Source organism: Cryobacterium sp. MLB-32, assembly GCF_000738085.1.
Classification (GTDB): domain Bacteria; phylum Actinomycetota; class Actinomycetes; order Actinomycetales; family Microbacteriaceae; genus Cryobacterium.
In genome coordinates this window covers 1-18,845 of sequence record NZ_JPRS01000004.1, presented here as the reverse complement: position 1 = coordinate 18,845, position 18,845 = coordinate 1, and the positions used below count along the sequence as shown (strand labels likewise).

Sequence of the window (18,845 nt, the reverse complement as noted above, 5' to 3'; positions counted from 1 at the left end):
AGTCGTCCGCGATCGAGGTCCGCACCGCTCGGTGCGAGACCACAAAACCGATTTCGAGAGGTTATTGTCATGGACATCCTGGGAAGTTTCTGGAATTTCATTTCGTTCCTGTTCTGGTCGTTCGTCTTCGTCGCCTATCTGATTGTTTTGTTCTCCGTGGCGGCCGACATCTTCAGGGACCACAAGTTGAGTGGCTGGCTGAAGGCACTCTGGCTGGTCTTCCTCATCTTCGTTCCATTCCTCACCGTTCTGATCTACGTCATCGCGCGGGGCAACGGGATGGCAGAGCGCCAGGCCCAGAGCGCCATGCAGAACCGTGAAGCCACGGACAACTACATCCGCACTGTGGCCACGACGTCCTCCCCGAGCCAGGAGATCGCGCAGGCCAAGCAGCTGCTGGATGCGGGAACCATCACGCAGAGCGAGTTCTCGGCTATCAAGGCCCAGGCCATGGGTACGGCGTACTCGAGCAACGACACGGCCTGACATGTCGGTCACGGCCAAACGGGTCGTCCGACATCCGTCGAACGACCCGTTTGGTGCGCTGCCGAACCAGGGCTGACAGGGCCGCTGCGGGCAGATCTGGCCGCTGCTGGCGGACCTGTTAGAGAAGCGCCTTCGTGTGCCAGACGGTCTTGATCTCGGTGAAGGCCACGACGCGCGCCAGAGAGGGGGCCGCAGCATCCGGTCCCGATTCCGGCGGGAAGACCCGCTTGAGCGTGTCGGCCGCCGCAATCTGCAGGTCCACCCACTCGAGGTCTCCTGCGCCGACGAGATCGAGGGCGTTCACATCACTGTGGCTGGCGAGCCACGGTGCGATTTCGGCGGGAGAGCCGGTGAGGATGTTTACGACGCCGCCCGGGACATCGCTCGTCGCGAGCACCTCGCTGAGACTGATCGCGGAGAGCGGCGAGGTCTCGTGCGCCACGACGACGACGGTGTTGCCGGCGACGAGGGCCGGGGCGATGGCGCTGATGAGCCCGAGCAGGGATCCGCCGGACTGGGGCGCGATGATCGCGACGACGCCCGTCGGTTCCGGCACCGAGATGTTGAAGAACGGACCCGAGACGGGGTTCGCGTTACCGGCGACCTGGACGTACTTGTCAGCCCACCCCGAATACCAGACCCAGCGATCGATGGCTTCGTCGATCTGGGCAGTGGCGGCCTGCACGGAAGCCCCTTCAGACTGCACGATCTCGTCGACGAATTGTGCACGGCGACCCTCGAGCAGCTCCGCAATGCGGTAAAGCACCTGTCCGCGGTTGTACCCGGTCGCTCCCGACCAGCCGGCGAGGGCCGCGCGCGCAGCCACGACCGCGTCGCGCGCGTCCTTACGGCTCGCCTGGGCGGCGTTGGCGAGGAACTCACCCTTGTGTGACTGCACGTCGTACACCCGTCCGGACTCGCTGCGCGGAAATTTTCCACCGATGTAGAGCTTGTAGGTCTTGGGAATTGCGAGGCGGGTCACTTGGTGGCCTTCTTTCCGGCGGCAGGCTTCTTGGTGGCAGGTGCGGCGGAGCTGGCCAGCGCCGCTCGCACAGAGGGACGGACGGACGGCTTGAGGTACGCGGCCAGGCCGTGGCGGCCGCCTTCACGCCCATACCCGGATTCCTTGTAGCCGCCGAAAGGGCTGGCCGGGTCGAACTGGTTGAACGTGTTCGCCCAGATGACGCCGGCACGCAACTTGTCGGCGACCGCAAGAATGCGGCTGCCCTTGTCGCTCCAGATTCCGGCCGACAGCCCGTAGGGGGTGTTGTTGGCCTTGGCAATGGCCTCGGCCGGCGTGCGAAACGTGAGAACGGACAGCACCGGACCGAAGATCTCGTCACGGGCGATGCGGTGACTCGTCGAGACGTTCGTGAAGATCGTCGGGGCAAACCAGAAACCGTTCTCCGGGATCGCGCAGTCCGGGCTCCAGCGTTCGGCGCCTTCCTGCTCCCCGATGTCGGACAGTTCGCGAATGCGCGCGAGCTGCTCCGCACTGTTGATGGCGCCGATATCCGTGTTCTTGTCGAGGGGGTCGCCGAGACGCAGCGTTTGCATGCGGGTCTTCAGCCGGTCGATGACCTCGTCATGGATGCTCTCTTGCACGAGCAGCCGACTGCCGGCGCAACAGACGTGCCCCTGGTTGAAGAACACACCGCGAATGATGCCTTCGACGGCCTGATCGATGGGCGCGTCATCGAAGACGATGTTCGCTCCCTTGCCGCCGAGTTCGAGCGTGAGCTTCTTGTCGGTGCCGGCCACCGAACGGGCGATGGCCCGCCCGACCGCGGTCGAACCGGTGAAGGCTACCTTGTTGACGTCGGGGTGGTTGACGAGCGCCTGACCGGTATCGCCGGCGCCCGTGATGATGTTGACAACGCCGGCCGGGAGATCAGCCTGCTGCAGGATCTCAGCGAACAGCATCGCCGTCAGGGATGTGGTCTCGGCCGGCTTGAGCACAACGGTGTTGCCCGCAGCCAGAGCCGGGGCGATCTTCCACGCGAGCATGAGGAGGGGGAAATTCCACGGAATGACCTGAGCGGCAACGCCCAATGACGCCGGGTTCGGTCCGACTCCGGCGTGATCGAGCTTGTCGGCCCACCCGGCGTAGTAGAAGAACCAGGCGGCGACGAGGGGCACGTCGACGTCCCGGGTTTCCTTGATCGGCTTGCCGTTGTCGAGGCTTTCGGCCACGGCGAGCTCCCGGGCACGCTCCTGAACAAGGCGAGCGATGCGGAAGAGGTACTTGCCGCGGTCGCTGCCGGAGAGACGCGACCACGTGCGGTCGTAGGCACGGCGTGCCGCGGCAACGGCCAGATCGACGTCCGCGGCATTGGCGGACGAGATCATGGCGATCTGCTGCTCGGTGGCGGGTGAAATGGTCTGGAAGGGGGTTCCGCGTCCGGGCGTGAAGTCCCCGTCGATGAAGAGACCGTAGTCGCTCTTCAGGCTGAGGAGGGCCGTGGATTCCGGTGCGGGCGCATAGTCGAGAAAGCTCATCGGACAGTCCTTAGTCAATCGTCACGTAGTCGGGGCCGGAGTAGTGCCCGGTGGTCATCTTCTGGCGCTGCAGGAGCACGTCATTGAGCAGGCTTGAGGCACCGAAGCGGAACAGGTGCGGCTGGAGCCACTCCTCTCCGACGGTTTCGGCCACCGCCACGAGGTACTTGATGGCGTCTTTGGACGTTCGAATGCCGCCGGCGGGCTTGACACCGATCTTCTCGCCCGTCAGACGGTGCCAGTCACGGACGACCTCGAGCATAGACAACGTCACCGGGAGGGTCGCGGCCGGTGCTACCTTGCCGGTGGACGTCTTGATGAAGTCTCCCCCGGCCAGAATCGCTAACCAGCTGGCACGACGCACGTTGTCGTAGGTGTTGAGTTCGCCCGTCTCCAGGATCACCTTGAGGTGCGCAGAGCTGCCGTCCGGGCGGCGGCAGGCGTCTTTGACGGCGACGATTTCGTCGTAGACCTGGCCGAACCGGCCTGACAGGAAGGCTCCACGGTCGATGACCATGTCGATTTCGTCGGCTCCGGCGGAGACGGCATCCGCGACATCGAGCAGCTTGATTGCCAGTGACGCCCGACCGCTCGGAAAGGCCGTGGCGACCGCGGCAACCTGTACGCCCTCGTTCGTTCCGGCCGCGTGGGCCGAACCGAGTGCGGCAACCGCGGTGCCGACCATGTCGCCGTACACGCAGACCGCGGCAACCCGCGGGCAACCGGGATCGCCCGGATCGGGGATCAGGGCCTTGCCGACCAGGGATCGAACCTTGCCGGGAGTATCGGCGCCCTCGAGGGTCGTGAGGTCGATCAGGCCGATGATTGTATCGATGGCCCAACGCTTTGAGCTCGTCTTGATGGACCGGCTGCCCAGATCGGCCGCTCGCGCTTCGAGTCCGACGGCATCGATGCCGGGAATACCGTGCAGGTACCGGCGCAGGTTGGCGTCTGTGGCCTCACCACCGATCAGCGAGTGCGCTCTGCGTGCCAGTTCGGCCGGCACCAGATTACTTTCCGTCATGATTTGTCCTTACTCTGAAAAATTGTGGGTAGGTGAAATCTGTGTGTCGGTGACGTCGAGCGCCGCATGAAGTCGAGGGACATCAGACGGCATCGCCGAGAAGTACGTGGGCCGTGTCCTCGTCGGTCACCAGAACCGTGCACAATCCGCTGCCGACGACGGCCCTGGCGATGCCGTGCTTGGCCGGTCCGGCGATGACGGCAATGGCCGTTCGAGCACGGCGCAGCTGCTCCAGCTGAATGCCGACCGTGCGGCCGTCGAGCTCCGGATCGACGATGCGGCCGTTCTTGTCGATGTAACGACCGACGATGTCTCCGACCGCGCCCTTGCGCACCAGCTCGGAGATCTGGTCGACGGTCAGGTAGCCGCTGTCGACCAAGGCCGAATTCTCGTCGGCCTGACCGGCGCTGAACAGATAGGCGGACGCCGTCGCACCGAGTTCGAGCACGGCTGCCACCGTGCGGTCCGACTCGATGGCGAGCTTGGTTTCGCGTCGTTCGAATATGGCGGGACTGGGCAGCAGGGTTGCCGAGCCGTTCGCCTTCTGAGCGATGGTGACCGCGGTGGCAGCCGCAGTGCCGGTGCGCTGGTTGAGGCTGACGCCGCCATTGATCTGTACGACACTCACGCCGGGCGCCCATCCCGACTTGAGGCTCTCGGACACGTCATGCAGGGTTCGGCCCCAGCTGATGCCCAGAGTGCGGGGAACCGGTCGCAGACCTGTGAGGTAGTCCGCCGCCGCCTGGGCCGTTCGTGACTGGAGCTCCTCGTCACTCGACACTCCGGCCGAGGACACGACGATGACATCGGTCAGGCTGGTGGACTCGCGCAACCGACGTTCGATCGGCAGCCGCCGCGCGCGCGGATGAACGATTTCGATACGAATGAACCCATTCGCCTTGGCCTGCGCCAGAAGTCGGCCGACCTTCCAGCGCGTGATCCGCAGGATGACACCGATCTCGTCCTGCGTCTGGTTTTCCTCGTAGTACAGCTCGGCGGCCCGAATGGAGAGCAGCTCATCGATATCACTCATGTCTGCGTGCCTTCCCGGTTCCGCCTGAGATTCAACCCTAGGTCGCTCGCGGCACGGAAACAACAGGAGTTGCGTATCTTGCTCAGATGAGCACGCAGGTGCCGAAATCCGCCGCGGGCACAGCCTAGGCTCTGAGAATGGATAACGCACCCAGCCATCCCGTTCTCGCCATCGACATCGGCGGCACCAAGGTCGAAGCCGCCCTGGTGGACAGCCTCGGGGTCGTCGTGCCCCACACACGACACCGCGCCTCCACCGGCCCACTCGCGACGAGCGAGGAGTTGGCGGCCGCCGTCACGAGCGTGATCGTCCTCACCCTCGCGGACCTGCCCCCCGCATCCGTTCTGCTCGGCGTCGGCATCGGCTGTGCCGGTCCGATCAACCTGCCCGACGGATCCGTCTCACCGCTCAATCTGCCGGTCTGGCGGGGCTTTCCGCTGCGTGCTCTGGTGGAAGCCCTGGTGCCCGGCGTCACGGTTCGCCTGCGCCTGGACGGCCTCTGCATCACGCTTGCCGAGCATTGGGTGGGAGCGGGGCGCGGACTCGAGAATCTGATGGGCATGGTGGTGTCGACCGGGGTCGGAGGCGGACTCATCCTCGACGGAAACACCGTCAGCGGTCCGTCCGGCAATGCCGGGCACATCGGTCATATCGAGGTCGGAGGATTCGACGACCCCTGCGCCTGCGGCGGCACCGGCTGTCTGGAGGCTGTGGCGTCCGGGCCCAAAACGGTCGCTTGGGCGCGACGTCAGGGCTGGACGGGGGCGACGGGAGAGCAACTCTCCGCGTCATACGCCGCGGGCGATCCGATTGCCGTTCGGGCCGTCGCCCGAAGCGGCAGCGCGCTCGGCCAGGCCATCGCGTCCGCCACCACCCTTCTCGACCTCGATCTGGTGGCCATCGGCGGCGGATTCGCGCAGGTGACGCCGGATCTCTTCACCTTCGCGCGCGACGCGATCGCCCGGCGCACGGAGTTCGACTATGCCGGTCGGGTTCGTGTCGTGCCGTCGGCCCTTTCCGGGGACGGGCCGCTCATCGGAGCGGCGGCACTGATCCACCGCGCGGCGTTGGTCCCCTGACCGCCGGGCACCGATCCTAGCGGGGCCGGTTCAGGTCGTCTTCAAGCATATGCGGACGAGAAATGACGGCCGCGGCGACGGGCATGGCGCAGGCGGTCGCAAGCAGGAACAGCAGCGGCCAGGTCCATCCTCCGCTCATCTCGTGCAGCAGGCCGAACACGAGCGGCCCGAACGCACCGATTGTGTACCCCACGCTCTGCACGAATGCGCTCAGTGCAACCGAACCGGTGTGCGTTCGCGTGCGCAGATTGATCAGCACCAGGGCGAGCGGGAAGAAGAGCGGACCGAGACCGGCAAACACGACCCAGAGCCAGGTCAGAGTGCCCGGCGTCAGCAGGAGGCCCAGGTCGCCCGCCACGAACAGGGCGACTCCAAGATAGATCAGCCGACCCACATTCTTCATCCGGGCCGTGAGCATCGGAATGACCAGCGCACAGGGAATGCCCATGCCGGCATAGACCGCCAGGAGTGTGCCCGCCTGGGCTGCACTCACTCCCGCGGTATCGATGAGCAGCTGCGGCAACCAGGCGAAGAAGGCATACGCATTGAGGGAAGACATCGCGAACACGAGGGCGATGGCCCAGGCGATGGACGAACCCCCGATGCGGCGGAGCACCGTGGAGTCCGCCTCCTCCACCACGGGAATGGGTATCCCCTCGGTGCGATGACGCACGAGCATCGCCGTCCAGGGCACGAGGGCCAGCAGCGACAGAACCATCCACATGCCGAGCGACGTCCGCCAGCCGAAGGCGTCGGCGACCGGTACCGCCACCAGCGGCGGGATCAGCGCGCTCAGCGAGACGACGAGAACGTACAGCGACGTCATCAGCCCGACCCGGTCGGGGAAATATTTCTTCACCAGTGGGGGCAGCAGCACGTTTCCGATGCCAAGCCCGGCAAACGTGACTGCGCTGGCGACCAGCAGACTCAGCAGAGATCCGGACAGCCCCCGGGACATGTGCCCGATCAGGAGTGCCAACAGGGCGATGATGAGGAGTCGTTCAAGTCCCACCCGACGTGCGAACACGGGGGCGAATATCCCGAAGACCGCAAAACAGACCGGCGGCAACATGCCGAGCACGCCAAGGCTCACGACGTTCAGCGGGATGTCCGCGTCGATCCGGGTTGCGATCGGGGAGAGCGCGGCGACCGCGGTGCGCATGTTCGCGGCCACGAGCAGGATGCCTACGAGCGCCAGGCTCCGGCCGAAAAAGAGGCTCCGGCCCTCGCTCATGCTCGAGGTCGGGTCAGACCCGAGGACCGTGCGATGATCACTCCGCTGCGCGTTCCTCGCGGATGCGGGTCGGCAGGTCCTTCAGCTCGTCCCACCGATCGACCGGCACGAGCGAGGGCATGATGACGGCCCACATCTCGATCAGACGGTCCTCGATGTCGTCCCGTCCGGTGAGCACGTCGGAAACGACCTGCACGCCGGTGAAGGCGGAGATGATGAAGTGCGCCATCGCACAGGTATCGATCGACGGCGAAATATCGCCCTCGACGATGCCGCGACGCAGGTACTCCTCACAGGCCGCCATCCAGTCCAGGTACGGGCCGGCCACGGGCGTTTCGAAGTTCGCCGCCTCGATCGTGAGGCGCACCCCTGCGCTGACGATGGGGTCCTCGTGCAGCTGGCGGGCGAGTTCGAGCGACATGATCAGGATGGCGTGCAGCCCCGGAACGTTCTCGTCGAGGAGCGTGCGTCCGATGGCAGCGGACGCCTCGTGCTGTGCCTCGATAATCGCGATGGCCAGCGCTTCCTTGGAGTCGAAGTGAAAGTACAGCGCGCCTTTGGTCACGCCGGCTGCGGCGCTGACCTGGGCGAGGGAGGTACTGCCGTAACCCCTCTCCTGGAAAGCCGCCGCCGCTCCTCGGATGATTGCGGCGCGAGTTTCTATCGCCCGTTCTTGCTGTGCCATGCCGCTCCTTGATGAATCGCCTTGTGCCAGATTAGTCGTCCGCCGTCGCCGGGTGCGCCTCGGCGTTTTTAGCCTTGCCGGCCCCGTTGAGCGGGCGGAACGTCGGGCACGACTCCACCTCCCCCGTTGTTGGTGGGCGGCTGCGTGGGCGCCGGGGTTGGCTCCGGAACCACAACCGGGGTGCCGCTGCTCGTGAAGACGGTGATCGTCGTTCCCTTGTAGGTGCTGCCGGACGGATCAGAGCGAACCACCGTGCCGACGGGCATGTCCGATTCCGTGACGCCGCCGTCGGCGAAGCCGAACCCGGCACCTTCGATCACGGACTTGGCCCGGGCCAGCTGCATGCCGCGCACGTCGGGAACCGAGACCGGCACGCCATTAATCACCGCGGAGGTCGCATCGGGGAAGGGATCGCCGCCGTACTTCGCGTTGGCGACGCTCATCACGTCCGGCCACATGCGGTGGCGTGCGGTAGACGCAGGGCCGCTCGGAAAGCTGAATGTACGCTGGGCGAGTTTGCCCGTGAGGCTGACCACGCCGACCACCGTGGCGACCTTGCTGCTCGCACCACTCGTCCAGGTGTCGGCGCCGGAGTCGGTGGTTCCGGTCTTGCCGATCATGGGAACACGCGGCGAGGTCCCGTAATATGACGTTCGCGCGGTACCGCTGGTCATGACCCGTTGCATTGCGTAGGTCATGCCGGCGGCCACGCCGGGTTCGACCGACTGCTCGCACGTGGACTGTGGCACTGGCAGCTCCGCTCCGTCGGCGCCGGTGATCTGGTCGATGACGATCGGGCTGCACGTCGTGCCGTTGTTGGCGATTCCGGCGAACGCCACCGCCATGGTGAGCGGCGCGATCTCGTTGGTACCGATGACCGTGGCAGCGCTTTGCAGCAGGGTGCCGCCGTCGGCACGGTGTATCCCGAACGATTCGGCTCGTTTTTTTATCCCGCACAGGTCAAGGCGCTTCGCCATCCCGATGAAGCCGGTGTTGTAGGAGTTGATCGTGGACTCCAGCGCGCTGTAGTTGGCCCCCGTCTCGCTACGGGAGTCGTTTCTCGGATTCCACCCCTGGCTGTTGTAGTTCTGGGTGCCGAGGCAGCTGTCCTGGAAATCGCCCCAGTTGGCCTTGAGCCGGGAATCGACTCGCTCGCCGAGGGCGTGGCCGGTGCTGAGCCATTCCGCCAGGGTGAACACCTTGTAGGTCGACCCGGGCTGGAATCCGCTCGACCCGCCCATGTTCTTGTCCGTGTTGTAGTTGAGGCTCGTGTAGTTGGTGCCGGTCTCCAACACATCCGGGTCCTGGCTGTAGTCCTTGTTCTGCGTCATCGCCAGGATGCGACCGGTGCCGACCTCCACGCTGGAGATGACGGCGCCGATGTCGCCCCGCACGGAGACCTTCGGCACATTGCGGTTCATCGTGTCGACGGCCGCGGCCTGCACCTCGAGGTCGAGGCTCGTGTAGACGTTGTAGCCGCCGAGCCGGAAGTTGGCCAGCCTGGTCTCCTCGTCGGCGCCGAACGTCGTGTTGGTCTTGAGAACCCGGGTCACGTAGTCGCAGAAGAAGGCGTTGGCTCCGGCCGTCACGCAGCCGGTGCTCGGGGGTGTGATGATCGGCTCGATCGGCGCGGCGACGGCGGCGTCGTGGTCGGCGGCGCTGATCTTCTTGTACTGCAGCATTTCGCCGAGAATGTAGTCGCGGCGCTCCTTGTTGTCGGCGTAGCCGTTGGCGATGCCGTTCGTTTCGCTGGCCGGGCGATCAAGCTGGTACCGCACCGGGTTGTTCACGATCGCGATGAGGCTCGCGGCCTGCGGCAGCGTCAGGTTCGCCGCATTCGTGGCGAAGTAGTAGTTGGCAGCGGCTTCAATGCCATAGACGGTTCCACCGAAGCCGGTGATGTTCAGGTAGCCGCGCAGGATGTCGTCCTTGGAGTATTCCTTCTCCATGCCGATGGCCATCCGCATCTCTTTGAGCTTGCGACTGGCGGAGATCTCAATGGCGCTGTGGTAGCAGATGGCGCTTTCCTCAGGATCGGCCATCGTCTCGCACTTTTGAATCAGCACATTCTTCACGTACTGCTGGGTGATCGACGACCCACCTCGCGTGTCGCCGCCGGCGAACGTGGTGATCGCTCCGTTCACGGTGCCCTGCAGATCGATGCCGCCGTGCTCGAGAAAACGCGGATCCTCGCTGGACACGACGGCGTCTTTCGCGAAGGGACTGATGGCATCCGATCCCACCTCGACGCGGTTCTGCTCGTAGAACGAGGCCATCAGCACCGGCGTTCCATCGGCCTGGCGGGCGAAGATGTTGCTCTTCTGTGACAGTTGTTCGAGAGCCAGATAACTGGGCAGGTTTTCGAACATGTTGATGGTGTTGGTGGCCGTCATTCCGGAGAGTGCCAGCGCCGGTGTGACGGCGACCGTCACGAGCAGGGCCGCCACGGAGCTCATCGTGACCATACCAAGGATGGCGCCGAGCGCTCCCCCGAGCCGTCTGCTCCGCCCGGGAGTTGCTTCGTACTCGTCTTTCATGGTCACTCACCCCTGTGATCCTTGGTTCTGCGCGTTGGAATAGCCCAGGAAGAAGCCCCCCTGCCCCCTGGCCACCGCCCACTCTACGCACCGCACCAGAGAGTCACCCCCGCATGGCCGGGAATCCGGGCCAGACCCCCCGAACTGGGGTAACCGGTCGGTCGGAATCTATCGCGTCTTCTGCGGGTCGGTCAGGATGCCTCGCACGCGCTCCACATCATCGCGTATTTGCGCGATGAGCGGCTCAATGCCGGAATAGGCGACCATGCCCCGGATACGCTCAACAAAGGCCACATCGACGACGTGGTCGTAGAGGTCCAGGTCGGTCTCGTCGAGCACATAGGCCTCAACCTGACGCCGTTCGATGCCCTCGAACGTGGGGTTGTTGCCCACCGAGATGGCCGCTGGGTACCGTGTTCCGGAATCGGTGAGCCACCCCGCATAGACCCCATCTGCAGGAGTGAAACCTTCGGCTTCCGATTCGAGATTCGCGGTCGGAAAGCCGAGTTCACGGCCGCGGGCGGCCCCGTGCACGACGATTCCCCGCATCGTGGGCACGTGCCCGAGAAGATCTGTGGCCGTGTGCACGTCGCCGCTCCTCAGCAGGTCTCGAACCCAGGTCGACGACACACGTCGATCGTGGTGTGGTTTCACGTCGTCAATCAGGCGTACCTCGAACCCGAACCGCAGCCCCAGCTGCCGCAGGAGTTCCACGTCGCCGGCACCGCCGGCGCCGAAACGAAAATCACGCCCGACGAGCACGAACCGCGTGTGTAATGCCTGAACCAGGATGGTTTCGACGAATACGTCCGGCGGCAGGGCGGCCAGCTCACTCGTGAACTCGAGCACGACGCCGGCGTCGACACCTGTTTCGGCCAGCAGCCCGAGCTTCTGATCCGTGCTCACGAGAGCTTCGGGGCAGGAGTGTGGGGCCAGCAGGGCCAAGGGATGGCGGTCAAAGGTCACCACGACCGAGGCCAGGCCGTGCTCCGCCGCGAGACTCATCAGGTCGGCGATGATGGCGCGATGCCCAGCGTGCACCCCGTCGAACTTGCCGATGCACACGGCGGAGGCGGGCCATTCGTCCGGGACGGACGCGATGCCGTAGACGGTCTTCACGATGTGCTCTCTCTGCTCGGGACGCGCACCGGATGACGTGAGAGCCACCACATGCCCAGAATCGGCAACACGAGGGGCACGAATCCGTAGCCGCGGCCGAAGACCGACCACACGGTCTTGTGCTGGAACAGCTCGGGATAGACGAGGCTGAGTGCACCGACAACGAGTACGCCGAGAAGCTCAAAGCTGATCGTGATCCAGGCCACGCGGTACCATGCCGCGCTCCGCTGGGTCAGCGCGATCGTCGCCACGATGTAGACGACGGCCGCAACGGCAGACAGCGAGTACGACAGAGGGGCGTCGCTGAACGTCTCCGCGATCTGCACAAAGGAACGCCCCGTTGCGGCGAGGGCGAGCAGCCCGTACACGGCGATCAGGAGTCGTCCGACGCCGGTCACTCGTCTGGTTCGGGTCGCCGATTCGGTCTGGTTGTCTGTCATCGCTTGGTAATTATCGCAGTTTCCCGACCGACTCGACACCGGTTCACAGCCCTTGCACCGTCCAGATTTGCAGCATGCGATAGAGCATCACGGCGACGGATAGGCACGCGACGCCGAGAATGACAGTGCTCCACCGACTCCGCTCGATCAGCGCCCAAAACCCGGCCGCGATGGGCAGCAGAATCGCGCTGAACAGGTAGGTGTAGAACTCGAGCACGCTGCCGGTGGCCGAGTTGCCCACGAGCGGCGCCACAATGGCCACCACGAGCTGCACGAGCAGGAGCAGCTCCACGAGCGCTGTGGCGCCCATGGTCAGGTCACTCGGCTTGCGGCCCAGCAGACCGAGGGTGACGCAGAGCAGGCCGGCCGGGATCGCGACCGCCAGCTGCAGCCAGGTGAGCCACTCGATCATGCCGACTCCCCCGAAGGCTGCAACGCTGTTGTGGCAGCACCCGGTTCATCGGCCGGAAAATTGAGGATCGACTTTGCCGTGGTGCCGCGCACCTCGACCAGGCCCACGAGACGGCCGTCGGGCGCCACGGCGGCGATCGGTCCGCGCAGGACCGGGACCGCGATCACCTCGATGCGCTTTCCATGCCCCAAATCGACGGCCTGCTGTTCCGTGAGATCCAGCCGGTCGAGCAGACGGGTGGCGGCGTCCGTGGGAGAGATGATCTCCGCGGCGACGTCGAGTTGGTCGAGCAGCGAGGCGTCTTCGACGCGGAACGGGCCGATCCGGGTGCGACGCAGGCGCGTGAGATGGCCGCCGACGCCGAGTCCCGCACCGAGGTCTCGCGCAAGCGCGCGAATGTATGTGCCGGAGCCGCAGTTGACGCGCACGTCGAGGTCGAGGAAGCCATCGACCGACCGCTGGGACAGCAGCTCGAAGGAACTCACGGTGACGGGTCTCTCGGCCAGCTGCACGTCTTCACCCGCGCGCACCCGAGCGTAGGCACGCTGCCCGTCCACCTTGATGGCGCTGACGGCGCTCGGCTGCTGGCTGATGTCGCCGGTCAGAGCGGCAATGCCCGCGGCCACAGCCTCCGCGGAGATCCCGGCGACGGTATCGGCCGGTGCCCGGGTGAGTTCGTCGCCCTCCGCGTCATCCGTGGTCGTCGAGGCACCGAGGCGGATCGTGGCCAGGTATTCCTTGTCCAGGCCCACCACGAACGTCAGCAGCCTCGTCGAGCTGTTGACACCGAGAACCAGCAGGCCCGTCGCCATCGGGTCGAGTGTGCCGGCGTGGCCGACCTTGCGCGTTCCGGCCAAACGTCGTGTTCGCGCTACGGCGTCATGGCTGGTCCAGCCCTGCACTTTGTCAATGAGGAGGAGGCCGCTGTTCACCCTTGCAGGTTATCAGCGCAGGCTGGGAGTCTCAGGCCGAGAGTCTCAGGCCAGGAATCTCAGGCCAGGAGTCTCTGGCCGTAGTATGTGAGCCGTGAGGATCGCGGTAATCGGTGCGGGCGCCCTGGGCGGCCTTTTCGCGACCCTGCTCGAGGGGGCGGGCCACGAGGTAACGGTGACGGCCCGCGGTGCGGCCCTGGCGGCGATCCGGGCCGACGGCATCCGGCTGACCGGCGGGTTCGGCGAGGCGCACGCCCATCCCCGCGCACTCGAGCGATTGGTCGAGGCTCCGGAACTCGCACTCGTGTGCACGAAAGCCCAGGACGCGGCGGCGGCCATCTCCGACAATGCGGAAATGCTGGACGGATGCCCCGTGATCGTCGTGCAGAACGGCCTCGACGGCGTGCACACGGCCGAGAAGCTCCTGCCGGACTCTGATTGCTTCGGGCTGCTCGTGATCGTGGCGGCGAACTACACCGAACCCGGCCAGGTTCGGGTGACGACTCCCGCGCCGAGCTACCTCGGGCGCGGGAGCGGTGCGATCGATGCCCAGACGCTTCGATGGCAGTCCATCCTGGGCCCGGCACTCCATACCCGTCCTCTAGAGAATTTCGTCGGCTCCCAGTGGACGAAGCTCGTTGTCAACATGCTCAACGCCCTACCCGCCATCACCGGCTTGAGCGTGCAGGACGTCGTCGGCACGCCGGCTCTGCGGCGCGTGATGACGGCCAGCATGCGGGAAACCGTACGGGTGGGCCTCACCCGAGGAGTGCGCTTCGGATCCCTGCAGAAGCTGTCGGACCGGCGCCTGCGACTGTTCTGCCGCCTGCCGCTGTGGGCCGGCCAGATTCTGCCCCTGCGGATGCGCGCCAGGATGGGCCGCGTGCCGAACCTCGGTTCGACACTGCAAAGCCTCACCCGAGGTCAGCGCACGGAAATCGATTACCTCAACGGTGCCGTCGTTCGCGAAGCCGCCCGTGCCGGCGGGCGGGCCCCGGTGAACGCCCTTCTCACGACGCTCGTGCACGAGGTCGAGGCCAGCGGAAAACACCTCAGTCCGGCTCAGGTTCTGAGCCGCTTCACGGCCCGGTAGCGGCACCACAGCACAACGTGCGGGTCAACAGCGGTCCAGGAACAGCCGGGTCGGCGTCGCCGGGCTGCCGTTGTCGACCACGGCGTCGGCCTGCTCCCGAGGTGAGACCTCGGCGACGTAGAGCAGATCGGCCGCGGCCCGCTGCGCGCTGTCCGGGGCCGGATCGTCACCGGCGTGACTCTCGACCAGAATGCTGAATGACCACAGTCCGTGAAGTTCCCGGCGGTGCAGGAACCGGCCGTCGACCACCAGGATGGCGTCGGCCGGCGCGGTCAGCCAGGTCGGCTCGATCCAGGCGTCCCGCTGCGCGTCGAAGTGCTCGGTGACGAACCCGGCGCTGCCGTCCATGCGGAAGGGCTCAAGCAGCACGCGACGCAGTGCCGAATAGTCGTAGCCATACCGGTACTCCCTTTCTGGCGAGGGTGGACCGAACCGGTTCTTCTCCGCGACGGAACGCTGAAAGAAATCGAGCGACGCACGAAAGACGGTGCGGTCGTCGTCGTCGCGCAACACCGCGCCGAGATCGTCGGCGAACCGGGACCGCCCGGATTCATCGGTGCCGTCGACGGCGATGATCGTGCGACCCTTGCCGTAGTTATGCAGGATCTCATCGGCGAGGGCTCGCAGAAACTCAACGCGGGGTGTGGAGGGAAGCCTCATGAAACGAGCCTAGGTTAGAAGCGATGAACGTTGAAGCCCCTACCGACACAACCCTGAGCGTCGATCTCAATGAGTGGTTCCGCAGCAACGCCCGGGATCTGCCCTGGCGCCGGCCAGGGTTCTCCGCGTGGGGAGTGCTGGTCAGCGAATTCATGCTGCAACAGACACCCGTCACCCGGGTGATCCCGCGCCTGCACGAGTGGCTCGACCGCTGGCCGACACCGGCGCATCTCGCCGCCGTGCCGCCGAGTGAAGCGGTACGCGCCTGGGCCACTCTCGGATATCCGCGCCGGGCCCTCTGGCTCCACACCGCCGCGGTACAGATCGTGGAGCTCCACGGCGGCCGCGTACCCGAGGAGGTCGACACGCTTCTGACGCTCACCGGAGTCGGCGATTACACGGCTCGGGCGGTCGCGGCGTTTGCCTACGGTCACCGGCATCCGGTCGTCGACACGAACACCCGCCGAGTGATCGCACGCGCCGTCACGGGACACGGTGAGCCGGCGCCCCCGAGCCGCACCCGCGACCTCGACGCCATGTCGGCGCTCCTGCCGCACGACCGCACCGAAGCGGCCGTCTTCAACGCCGCCACCATGGAACTGGGCGCCACCGTGTGCACGAGCCGGCGGCCCCGGTGCGAGGACTGTCCCATTCGAGCCGTCTGCGCGTGGCGCGCGCTGGGCTACCCGGCGTACGACGGCCCGCGCAAGGTCGTGCAGAAGAAATTCGAGGGCAGCGACCGTCAGGTGCGCGGACTGATCATGGCCGAGCTTCGGTCGACCCATCGCCCGGTGACGAACGACGAGATCACCGGACTCTGGGCCGATACCGTGCAGCTCGACCGGGCGCTCGCCGGCCTCATCACCGACGGACTCGCCGTCGATGACGGGTCGGGCGGCTTCACCCTTCCGGTCTGAGGACGACCTCGTGGCGTCACGCCCTGTGGTCGTCCTCGGCGGCGCCTATCGTGCGGCGTCAGTGTCCTCGTCGACCTCGAGGTCGTCGTCTTCCTCGTACTCGCGGGGCTTTTTGTACGGGTCGGCGTCGCCCGCGTAGGTCGCGGTTCCCTTACCGTCTTCGGTAGCCGTGTCACGCTCGTGCGCCTCGCGCAGGAGGTCGTCGATGAGCGCGGCGTTCTCCGGGATACCATCGGCGATGAACTCGATGGACGGTGTGAGGCGAGCGGTGATGTTCTTGCCCACCTCGCTGCGCATCATGCCCGTGGCGGCCTTAAGTGCTGCGGCACTGTCCGTGCGCTCGTCGATGGATCCATAGACGGTGTAGAAGACCGAGGCATGCTGCAGGTCGCCGGTCACCTTCACATCGGTGATCGTCACGAAACCGAGGCGCGGGTCACGAAGACCGCGTTCCAAGCGCTTGGCGATGATGACCTTGATGCGGTCCGCCATCTTTCTCGCGCGTTCCGGATCTGCCATGACTTACTCCCTTATCGATTACTGCTGTTACCGGTTGTCAAGAACTGCTGGTCGTTAAGCACTGCGGGTCTTCGCCCGATTGCCCGGTGGACAATCGAGCGAAGACCCAGGTTGTGCAGGTCGTGCGTGTGAAGCCGTGCCGTGGGGTTAGACCCGCGGCTTTTCCTTCATTTCGATCGTCTCGATCTCGTCACCGATTTGGATGTCGTTGAACTTGCCCAGGCCGATACCACACTCGAAGTCCGTGCGGACCTCGGTGACATCGTCCTTGAAGCGGCGCAGCGACTCGATGCCCAGGTTGTCCCCCACCACGACGCCGTCGCGAATAACGCGAGCCTTGGCGTTTCGGGTGATGGTACCGGAGCGAACGATGACACCAGCGACGTTTCCGAACTTGGACGAGCTGAAGACCTCGCGGATCTCGGCGATACCGCTCTGCACCTCTTCGTACTCGGGCTTGAGCATTCCGGTGAGGGAATTCTCGATGTCCTCGAGGGCGGAGTAGATGACGGAGTAGAAGCGCACGTCGACGCCTTCACGGGCGGCACGTTCCCGTGCCTTGGTGTCGGGGCGAACGTTGAACCCGATGATGATGGCGTTGTCGACGGTGGCGAGGTTGACGTCGCTCTCCGTGACGGCACCGACACCACGGTGGATGATGCGCAGCTGAACGGAATCGTCGACCTCGATCTTGAGGAGCGACTCTTCGAGTGCTTCAACAGCACCGGACACGTCACCCTTGATGATGAGGTTGAGCGACTCGACCTTGCCCTCTTCGAGTGCACGGGTGAAGTCTTCGAGGCTGATGCGCTTGCGAGCCTTGGCCAGCAGTGCGTTGCGCTCGGCGGCTTCACGCTTCTCGGCGATCTGGCGCGCGGTGCGGTCTTCCTGAATAACAAGGAAGGTGTCACCGGCGCGAGGAACGCTCGAGAGGCCCTGAACCTGAACGGCACGGGACGGCGTCGCCGCGAGCACGGCGTTGCCGTTCTCGTCCGCCATCGCACGAACACGGCCATAGGCCGTTCCGGCGACGATCGAGTCTCCGACGTGCAGCGTTCCCGACTGGATGAGCACGGTTGCAACCGCACCGCGACCCTTGTCGAGCTTGGCCTCAATGGCCACACCACGAGCATCCTTGTTGGGGTTGGCCCGCATGTCGAGTCCAGCGTCGGCCACGAGCAGCACGGCGTCCAGAATTTCCTGGATACCGGTCTTGTTGCGCGCTGACACGTCGACGAACATGACGTCTCCACCGTATTCTTCGGCCACAAGGCCGAACTCGGTGAGCTGCTGACGAACCTTCTGCGGGTTGGCGCCGGGCTTGTCGATCTTGTTCACGGCAACGACGATCGGCACGTTGGCGGCCTGCGCGTGGTTGAGTGCCTCAATCGTCTGCGGCATGATGCCGTCATCCGCCGCCACAACGAGGATCGCGATGTCCGTCACCTGGGCACCACGAGCACGCATGGCGGTGAACGCCTCGTGGCCCGGTGTGTCGATGAAGGTGATGGCGCGATCGATGCCCTCGTGCTCGGTGACCACCTGGTAGGCACCGATGTGCTGCGTGATTCCGCCGGCTTCGCCCGCTGCAACCTTGGCGTTACGGATGGCGTCGAGCAGCGCAGTCTTACCGTGGTCGACGTGACCCATGACGGTGACGACGGGAGGACGAATCTCGAGCTGGTCGTCCGTTTCGTCTTCGAGTTCCTGATCGATGTCGATGTCGAAGGCGAGCAGGAGCTCACGGTCTTCGTCATCGGGCGAGACCATCTGGATTTTGTAGCCGAGCTCTTCACCCAGTACGTCGAACGTGGCCTCATCGAGGGACTCGGTCGCCGTGGCCATTTCACCGAGGTGGAACAGCACGGTGACCAGGTTTCCGGGGCTCGCGTCAATCTTGTCGGCGAAGTCCGTGATCGAGGCACCGCGGCGCAGACGCACAACGGTTCCGCCGTCTCCGCGGGGTACGCTCACGCCACCCAGCGACGGGGCTTCGCGCAGTTCGAACTCGGCCCTCTTCGTACGCTTGGACTTGCGTGCCTTGTTCTTGCCACCACCGCGGCCGAAGGCACCGGCGGTTCCACCACCGGGTCCACGGCCACGACCGGCGCCGCCGCCTGCAGGGCGGGGCGGACCGAAACCGGGTGCGCCGGCGGGTGCGCCACCGGGGCGACTG

General features: G+C 65.5%; 19 protein-coding genes. 5 read left to right on the top strand and 14 right to left on the bottom strand.

All coding sequences use genetic code 11. The features are described 5' to 3' along the window. The first annotated feature begins 69 nt into the window (after window positions 1-69). On the top strand, window positions 70-486 hold the full coding sequence (locus JF66_RS00855) for an SHOCT domain-containing protein (RefSeq protein WP_035873927.1): 417 nt from the start codon (window positions 70-72) through the stop codon (window positions 484-486). 118 nt (window positions 487-604) lie between these two features. On the opposite strand, the gene JF66_RS00850 is transcribed toward JF66_RS00855, so the two are convergent. From JF66_RS00850 to deoC, 3 genes are read right to left on the bottom strand one after another with little or no spacing between them, the layout of a single operon-like run. Then, on the bottom strand, window positions 605-1,468 hold the full coding sequence (locus JF66_RS00850; RefSeq protein WP_035873926.1) for an aldehyde dehydrogenase family protein: 864 nt from the start codon (window positions 1,466-1,468) through the stop codon (window positions 605-607). Further along, a complete protein-coding gene (locus JF66_RS00845) occupies window positions 1,465-2,985 on the bottom strand; it encodes an aldehyde dehydrogenase family protein (protein ID WP_035873925.1) in 1,521 nt (506 codons plus the stop codon). Before JF66_RS00845 ends, JF66_RS00850 begins: the two co-directional genes overlap by 4 nt. A gap of 10 nt (window positions 2,986-2,995) precedes the next feature. Further along, window positions 2,996-3,907: a deoxyribose-phosphate aldolase gene (gene deoC, locus JF66_RS00840; protein WP_369797927.1), complete on the bottom strand. Its 912-nt coding sequence runs from the start codon at window positions 3,905-3,907 to the stop codon at window positions 2,996-2,998. 3 nt (window positions 3,908-3,910) lie between these two features. Between deoC and JF66_RS25185 the strand changes: the two genes are divergently transcribed. After that, entirely contained in the window at window positions 3,911-4,027 is a 117-nt protein-coding gene (locus tag JF66_RS25185; RefSeq protein ID WP_369797924.1) for a hypothetical protein, read from the top strand. Between the two features lie 64 nt (window positions 4,028-4,091). On the opposite strand, the gene JF66_RS00835 is transcribed toward JF66_RS25185, so the two are convergent. After that, on the bottom strand, window positions 4,092-5,042 hold the full coding sequence (locus tag JF66_RS00835) for a sugar-binding transcriptional regulator (protein ID WP_035873921.1): 951 nt from the start codon (window positions 5,040-5,042) through the stop codon (window positions 4,092-4,094). 137 nt (window positions 5,043-5,179) lie between these two features. Between JF66_RS00835 and JF66_RS00830 the strand changes: the two genes are divergently transcribed. Further along, window positions 5,180-6,121: an ROK family protein gene (locus tag JF66_RS00830; protein WP_035873920.1), complete on the top strand. Its 942-nt coding sequence runs from the start codon at window positions 5,180-5,182 to the stop codon at window positions 6,119-6,121. A 16-nt stretch (window positions 6,122-6,137) separates the two neighbouring features. On the opposite strand, the gene JF66_RS00825 is transcribed toward JF66_RS00830, so the two are convergent. The 7 genes from JF66_RS00825 to truB form a co-directional block, all read right to left on the bottom strand. Next, the gene (locus JF66_RS00825; RefSeq protein WP_035873919.1) at window positions 6,138-7,355 is read right to left on the bottom strand and encodes an MFS transporter; all 1,218 of its coding nucleotides are present in this window, start codon (window positions 7,353-7,355) and stop codon (window positions 6,138-6,140) included. Between the two features lie 37 nt (window positions 7,356-7,392). After that, window positions 7,393-8,040 carry a ScbR family autoregulator-binding transcription factor gene (locus JF66_RS00820; protein ID WP_035873918.1) on the bottom strand — a complete coding sequence of 216 codons (648 nt, stop codon included), beginning with the start codon at window positions 8,038-8,040 and terminating at the stop codon, window positions 7,393-7,395. Window positions 8,041-8,108: 68 nt separating this feature from the next. Then, window positions 8,109-10,577, bottom strand: coding sequence for a transglycosylase domain-containing protein (locus tag JF66_RS00815; protein WP_051972951.1), 2,469 nt, complete (start codon window positions 10,575-10,577; stop codon window positions 8,109-8,111). Window positions 10,578-10,745: 168 nt separating this feature from the next. Continuing rightward, window positions 10,746-11,696, bottom strand: a complete 951-nt coding sequence (locus tag JF66_RS00810) for a bifunctional riboflavin kinase/FAD synthetase (RefSeq protein ID WP_035873917.1) — start codon at window positions 11,694-11,696, stop codon at window positions 10,746-10,748. Then, complete coding sequence (locus JF66_RS00805) at window positions 11,693-12,136, bottom strand: hypothetical protein (RefSeq protein WP_035873916.1); 444 nt, start codon at window positions 12,134-12,136, stop codon at window positions 11,693-11,695. The genes JF66_RS00810 and JF66_RS00805 overlap by 4 nt, the downstream gene beginning before the upstream one ends. A 43-nt stretch (window positions 12,137-12,179) precedes the next feature. Then, entirely contained in the window at window positions 12,180-12,548 is a 369-nt protein-coding gene (locus JF66_RS00800) for a hypothetical protein (RefSeq protein WP_035873915.1), read from the bottom strand. Beyond that, window positions 12,545-13,480, bottom strand: coding sequence for a tRNA pseudouridine(55) synthase TruB (truB, locus tag JF66_RS00795; protein ID WP_051972950.1), 936 nt, complete (start codon window positions 13,478-13,480; stop codon window positions 12,545-12,547). The genes JF66_RS00800 and truB overlap by 4 nt, the downstream gene beginning before the upstream one ends. A 94-nt stretch (window positions 13,481-13,574) precedes the next feature. On the opposite strand from truB, the gene JF66_RS00790 reads away from it, so the two are divergent. Next, the gene (locus JF66_RS00790) at window positions 13,575-14,573 is read left to right on the top strand and encodes a ketopantoate reductase family protein (protein WP_035873913.1); all 999 of its coding nucleotides are present in this window, start codon (window positions 13,575-13,577) and stop codon (window positions 14,571-14,573) included. A 24-nt stretch (window positions 14,574-14,597) separates the two neighbouring features. On the opposite strand, the gene JF66_RS00785 is transcribed toward JF66_RS00790, so the two are convergent. Further along, a complete protein-coding gene (locus JF66_RS00785; RefSeq protein WP_051972949.1) occupies window positions 14,598-15,233 on the bottom strand; it encodes a hypothetical protein in 636 nt (211 codons plus the stop codon). 23 nt (window positions 15,234-15,256) lie between these two features. Between JF66_RS00785 and JF66_RS00780 the strand changes: the two genes are divergently transcribed. Further along, on the top strand, window positions 15,257-16,150 hold the full coding sequence (locus tag JF66_RS00780) for an A/G-specific adenine glycosylase (RefSeq protein WP_051972948.1): 894 nt from the start codon (window positions 15,257-15,259) through the stop codon (window positions 16,148-16,150). A 45-nt stretch (window positions 16,151-16,195) separates the two neighbouring features. Here JF66_RS00780 and rbfA read toward each other — a convergent pair whose 3' ends face one another. Together rbfA and infB are read right to left on the bottom strand one after the other, a co-directional pair. After that, window positions 16,196-16,669, bottom strand: coding sequence for a 30S ribosome-binding factor RbfA (gene rbfA / locus JF66_RS00775; protein WP_035873911.1), 474 nt, complete (start codon window positions 16,667-16,669; stop codon window positions 16,196-16,198). 147 nt (window positions 16,670-16,816) lie between these two features. Then, the coding region (infB, locus tag JF66_RS00770; protein ID WP_035873910.1) for a translation initiation factor IF-2 at window positions 16,817-18,845 on the bottom strand (2,029 nt) is incomplete at its 5' end.

Bases quoted from the DNA above. Each gene is read 5' to 3' on its own strand.
- JF66_RS00855 (WP_035873927.1), top strand. From the start codon at position 70: ATGGACATCCTGGGAAGTTTCTGGAATTTCATTTCGTTCCTGTTCTGG.
- JF66_RS00845 (WP_035873925.1), bottom strand. From the start codon at position 2,985: ATGAGCTTTCTCGACTATGCGCCCGCACCGGAATCCACGGCCCTCCTC.
- JF66_RS00835 (WP_035873921.1), bottom strand. From the start codon at position 5,042: ATGAGTGATATCGATGAGCTGCTCTCCATTCGGGCCGCCGAGCTGTAC.
- JF66_RS00830 (WP_035873920.1), top strand. From the start codon at position 5,180: ATGGATAACGCACCCAGCCATCCCGTTCTCGCCATCGACATCGGCGGC.
- JF66_RS00825 (WP_035873919.1), bottom strand. From the start codon at position 7,355: ATGAGCGAGGGCCGGAGCCTCTTTTTCGGCCGGAGCCTGGCGCTCGTA.
- JF66_RS00820 (WP_035873918.1), bottom strand. From the start codon at position 8,040: ATGGCACAGCAAGAACGGGCGATAGAAACTCGCGCCGCAATCATCCGA.
- JF66_RS00815 (WP_051972951.1), bottom strand. From the start codon at position 10,577: ATGAAAGACGAGTACGAAGCAACTCCCGGGCGGAGCAGACGGCTCGGG.
- JF66_RS00805 (WP_035873916.1), bottom strand. From the start codon at position 12,136: ATGACAGACAACCAGACCGAATCGGCGACCCGAACCAGACGAGTGACC.
- JF66_RS00800 (WP_035873915.1), bottom strand. From the start codon at position 12,548: ATGATCGAGTGGCTCACCTGGCTGCAGCTGGCGGTCGCGATCCCGGCC.
- JF66_RS00785 (WP_051972949.1), bottom strand. From the start codon at position 15,233: ATGAGGCTTCCCTCCACACCCCGCGTTGAGTTTCTGCGAGCCCTCGCC.
- JF66_RS00780 (WP_051972948.1), top strand. From the start codon at position 15,257: ATGAACGTTGAAGCCCCTACCGACACAACCCTGAGCGTCGATCTCAAT.
- rbfA (WP_035873911.1), bottom strand. From the start codon at position 16,669: ATGGCAGATCCGGAACGCGCGAGAAAGATGGCGGACCGCATCAAGGTC.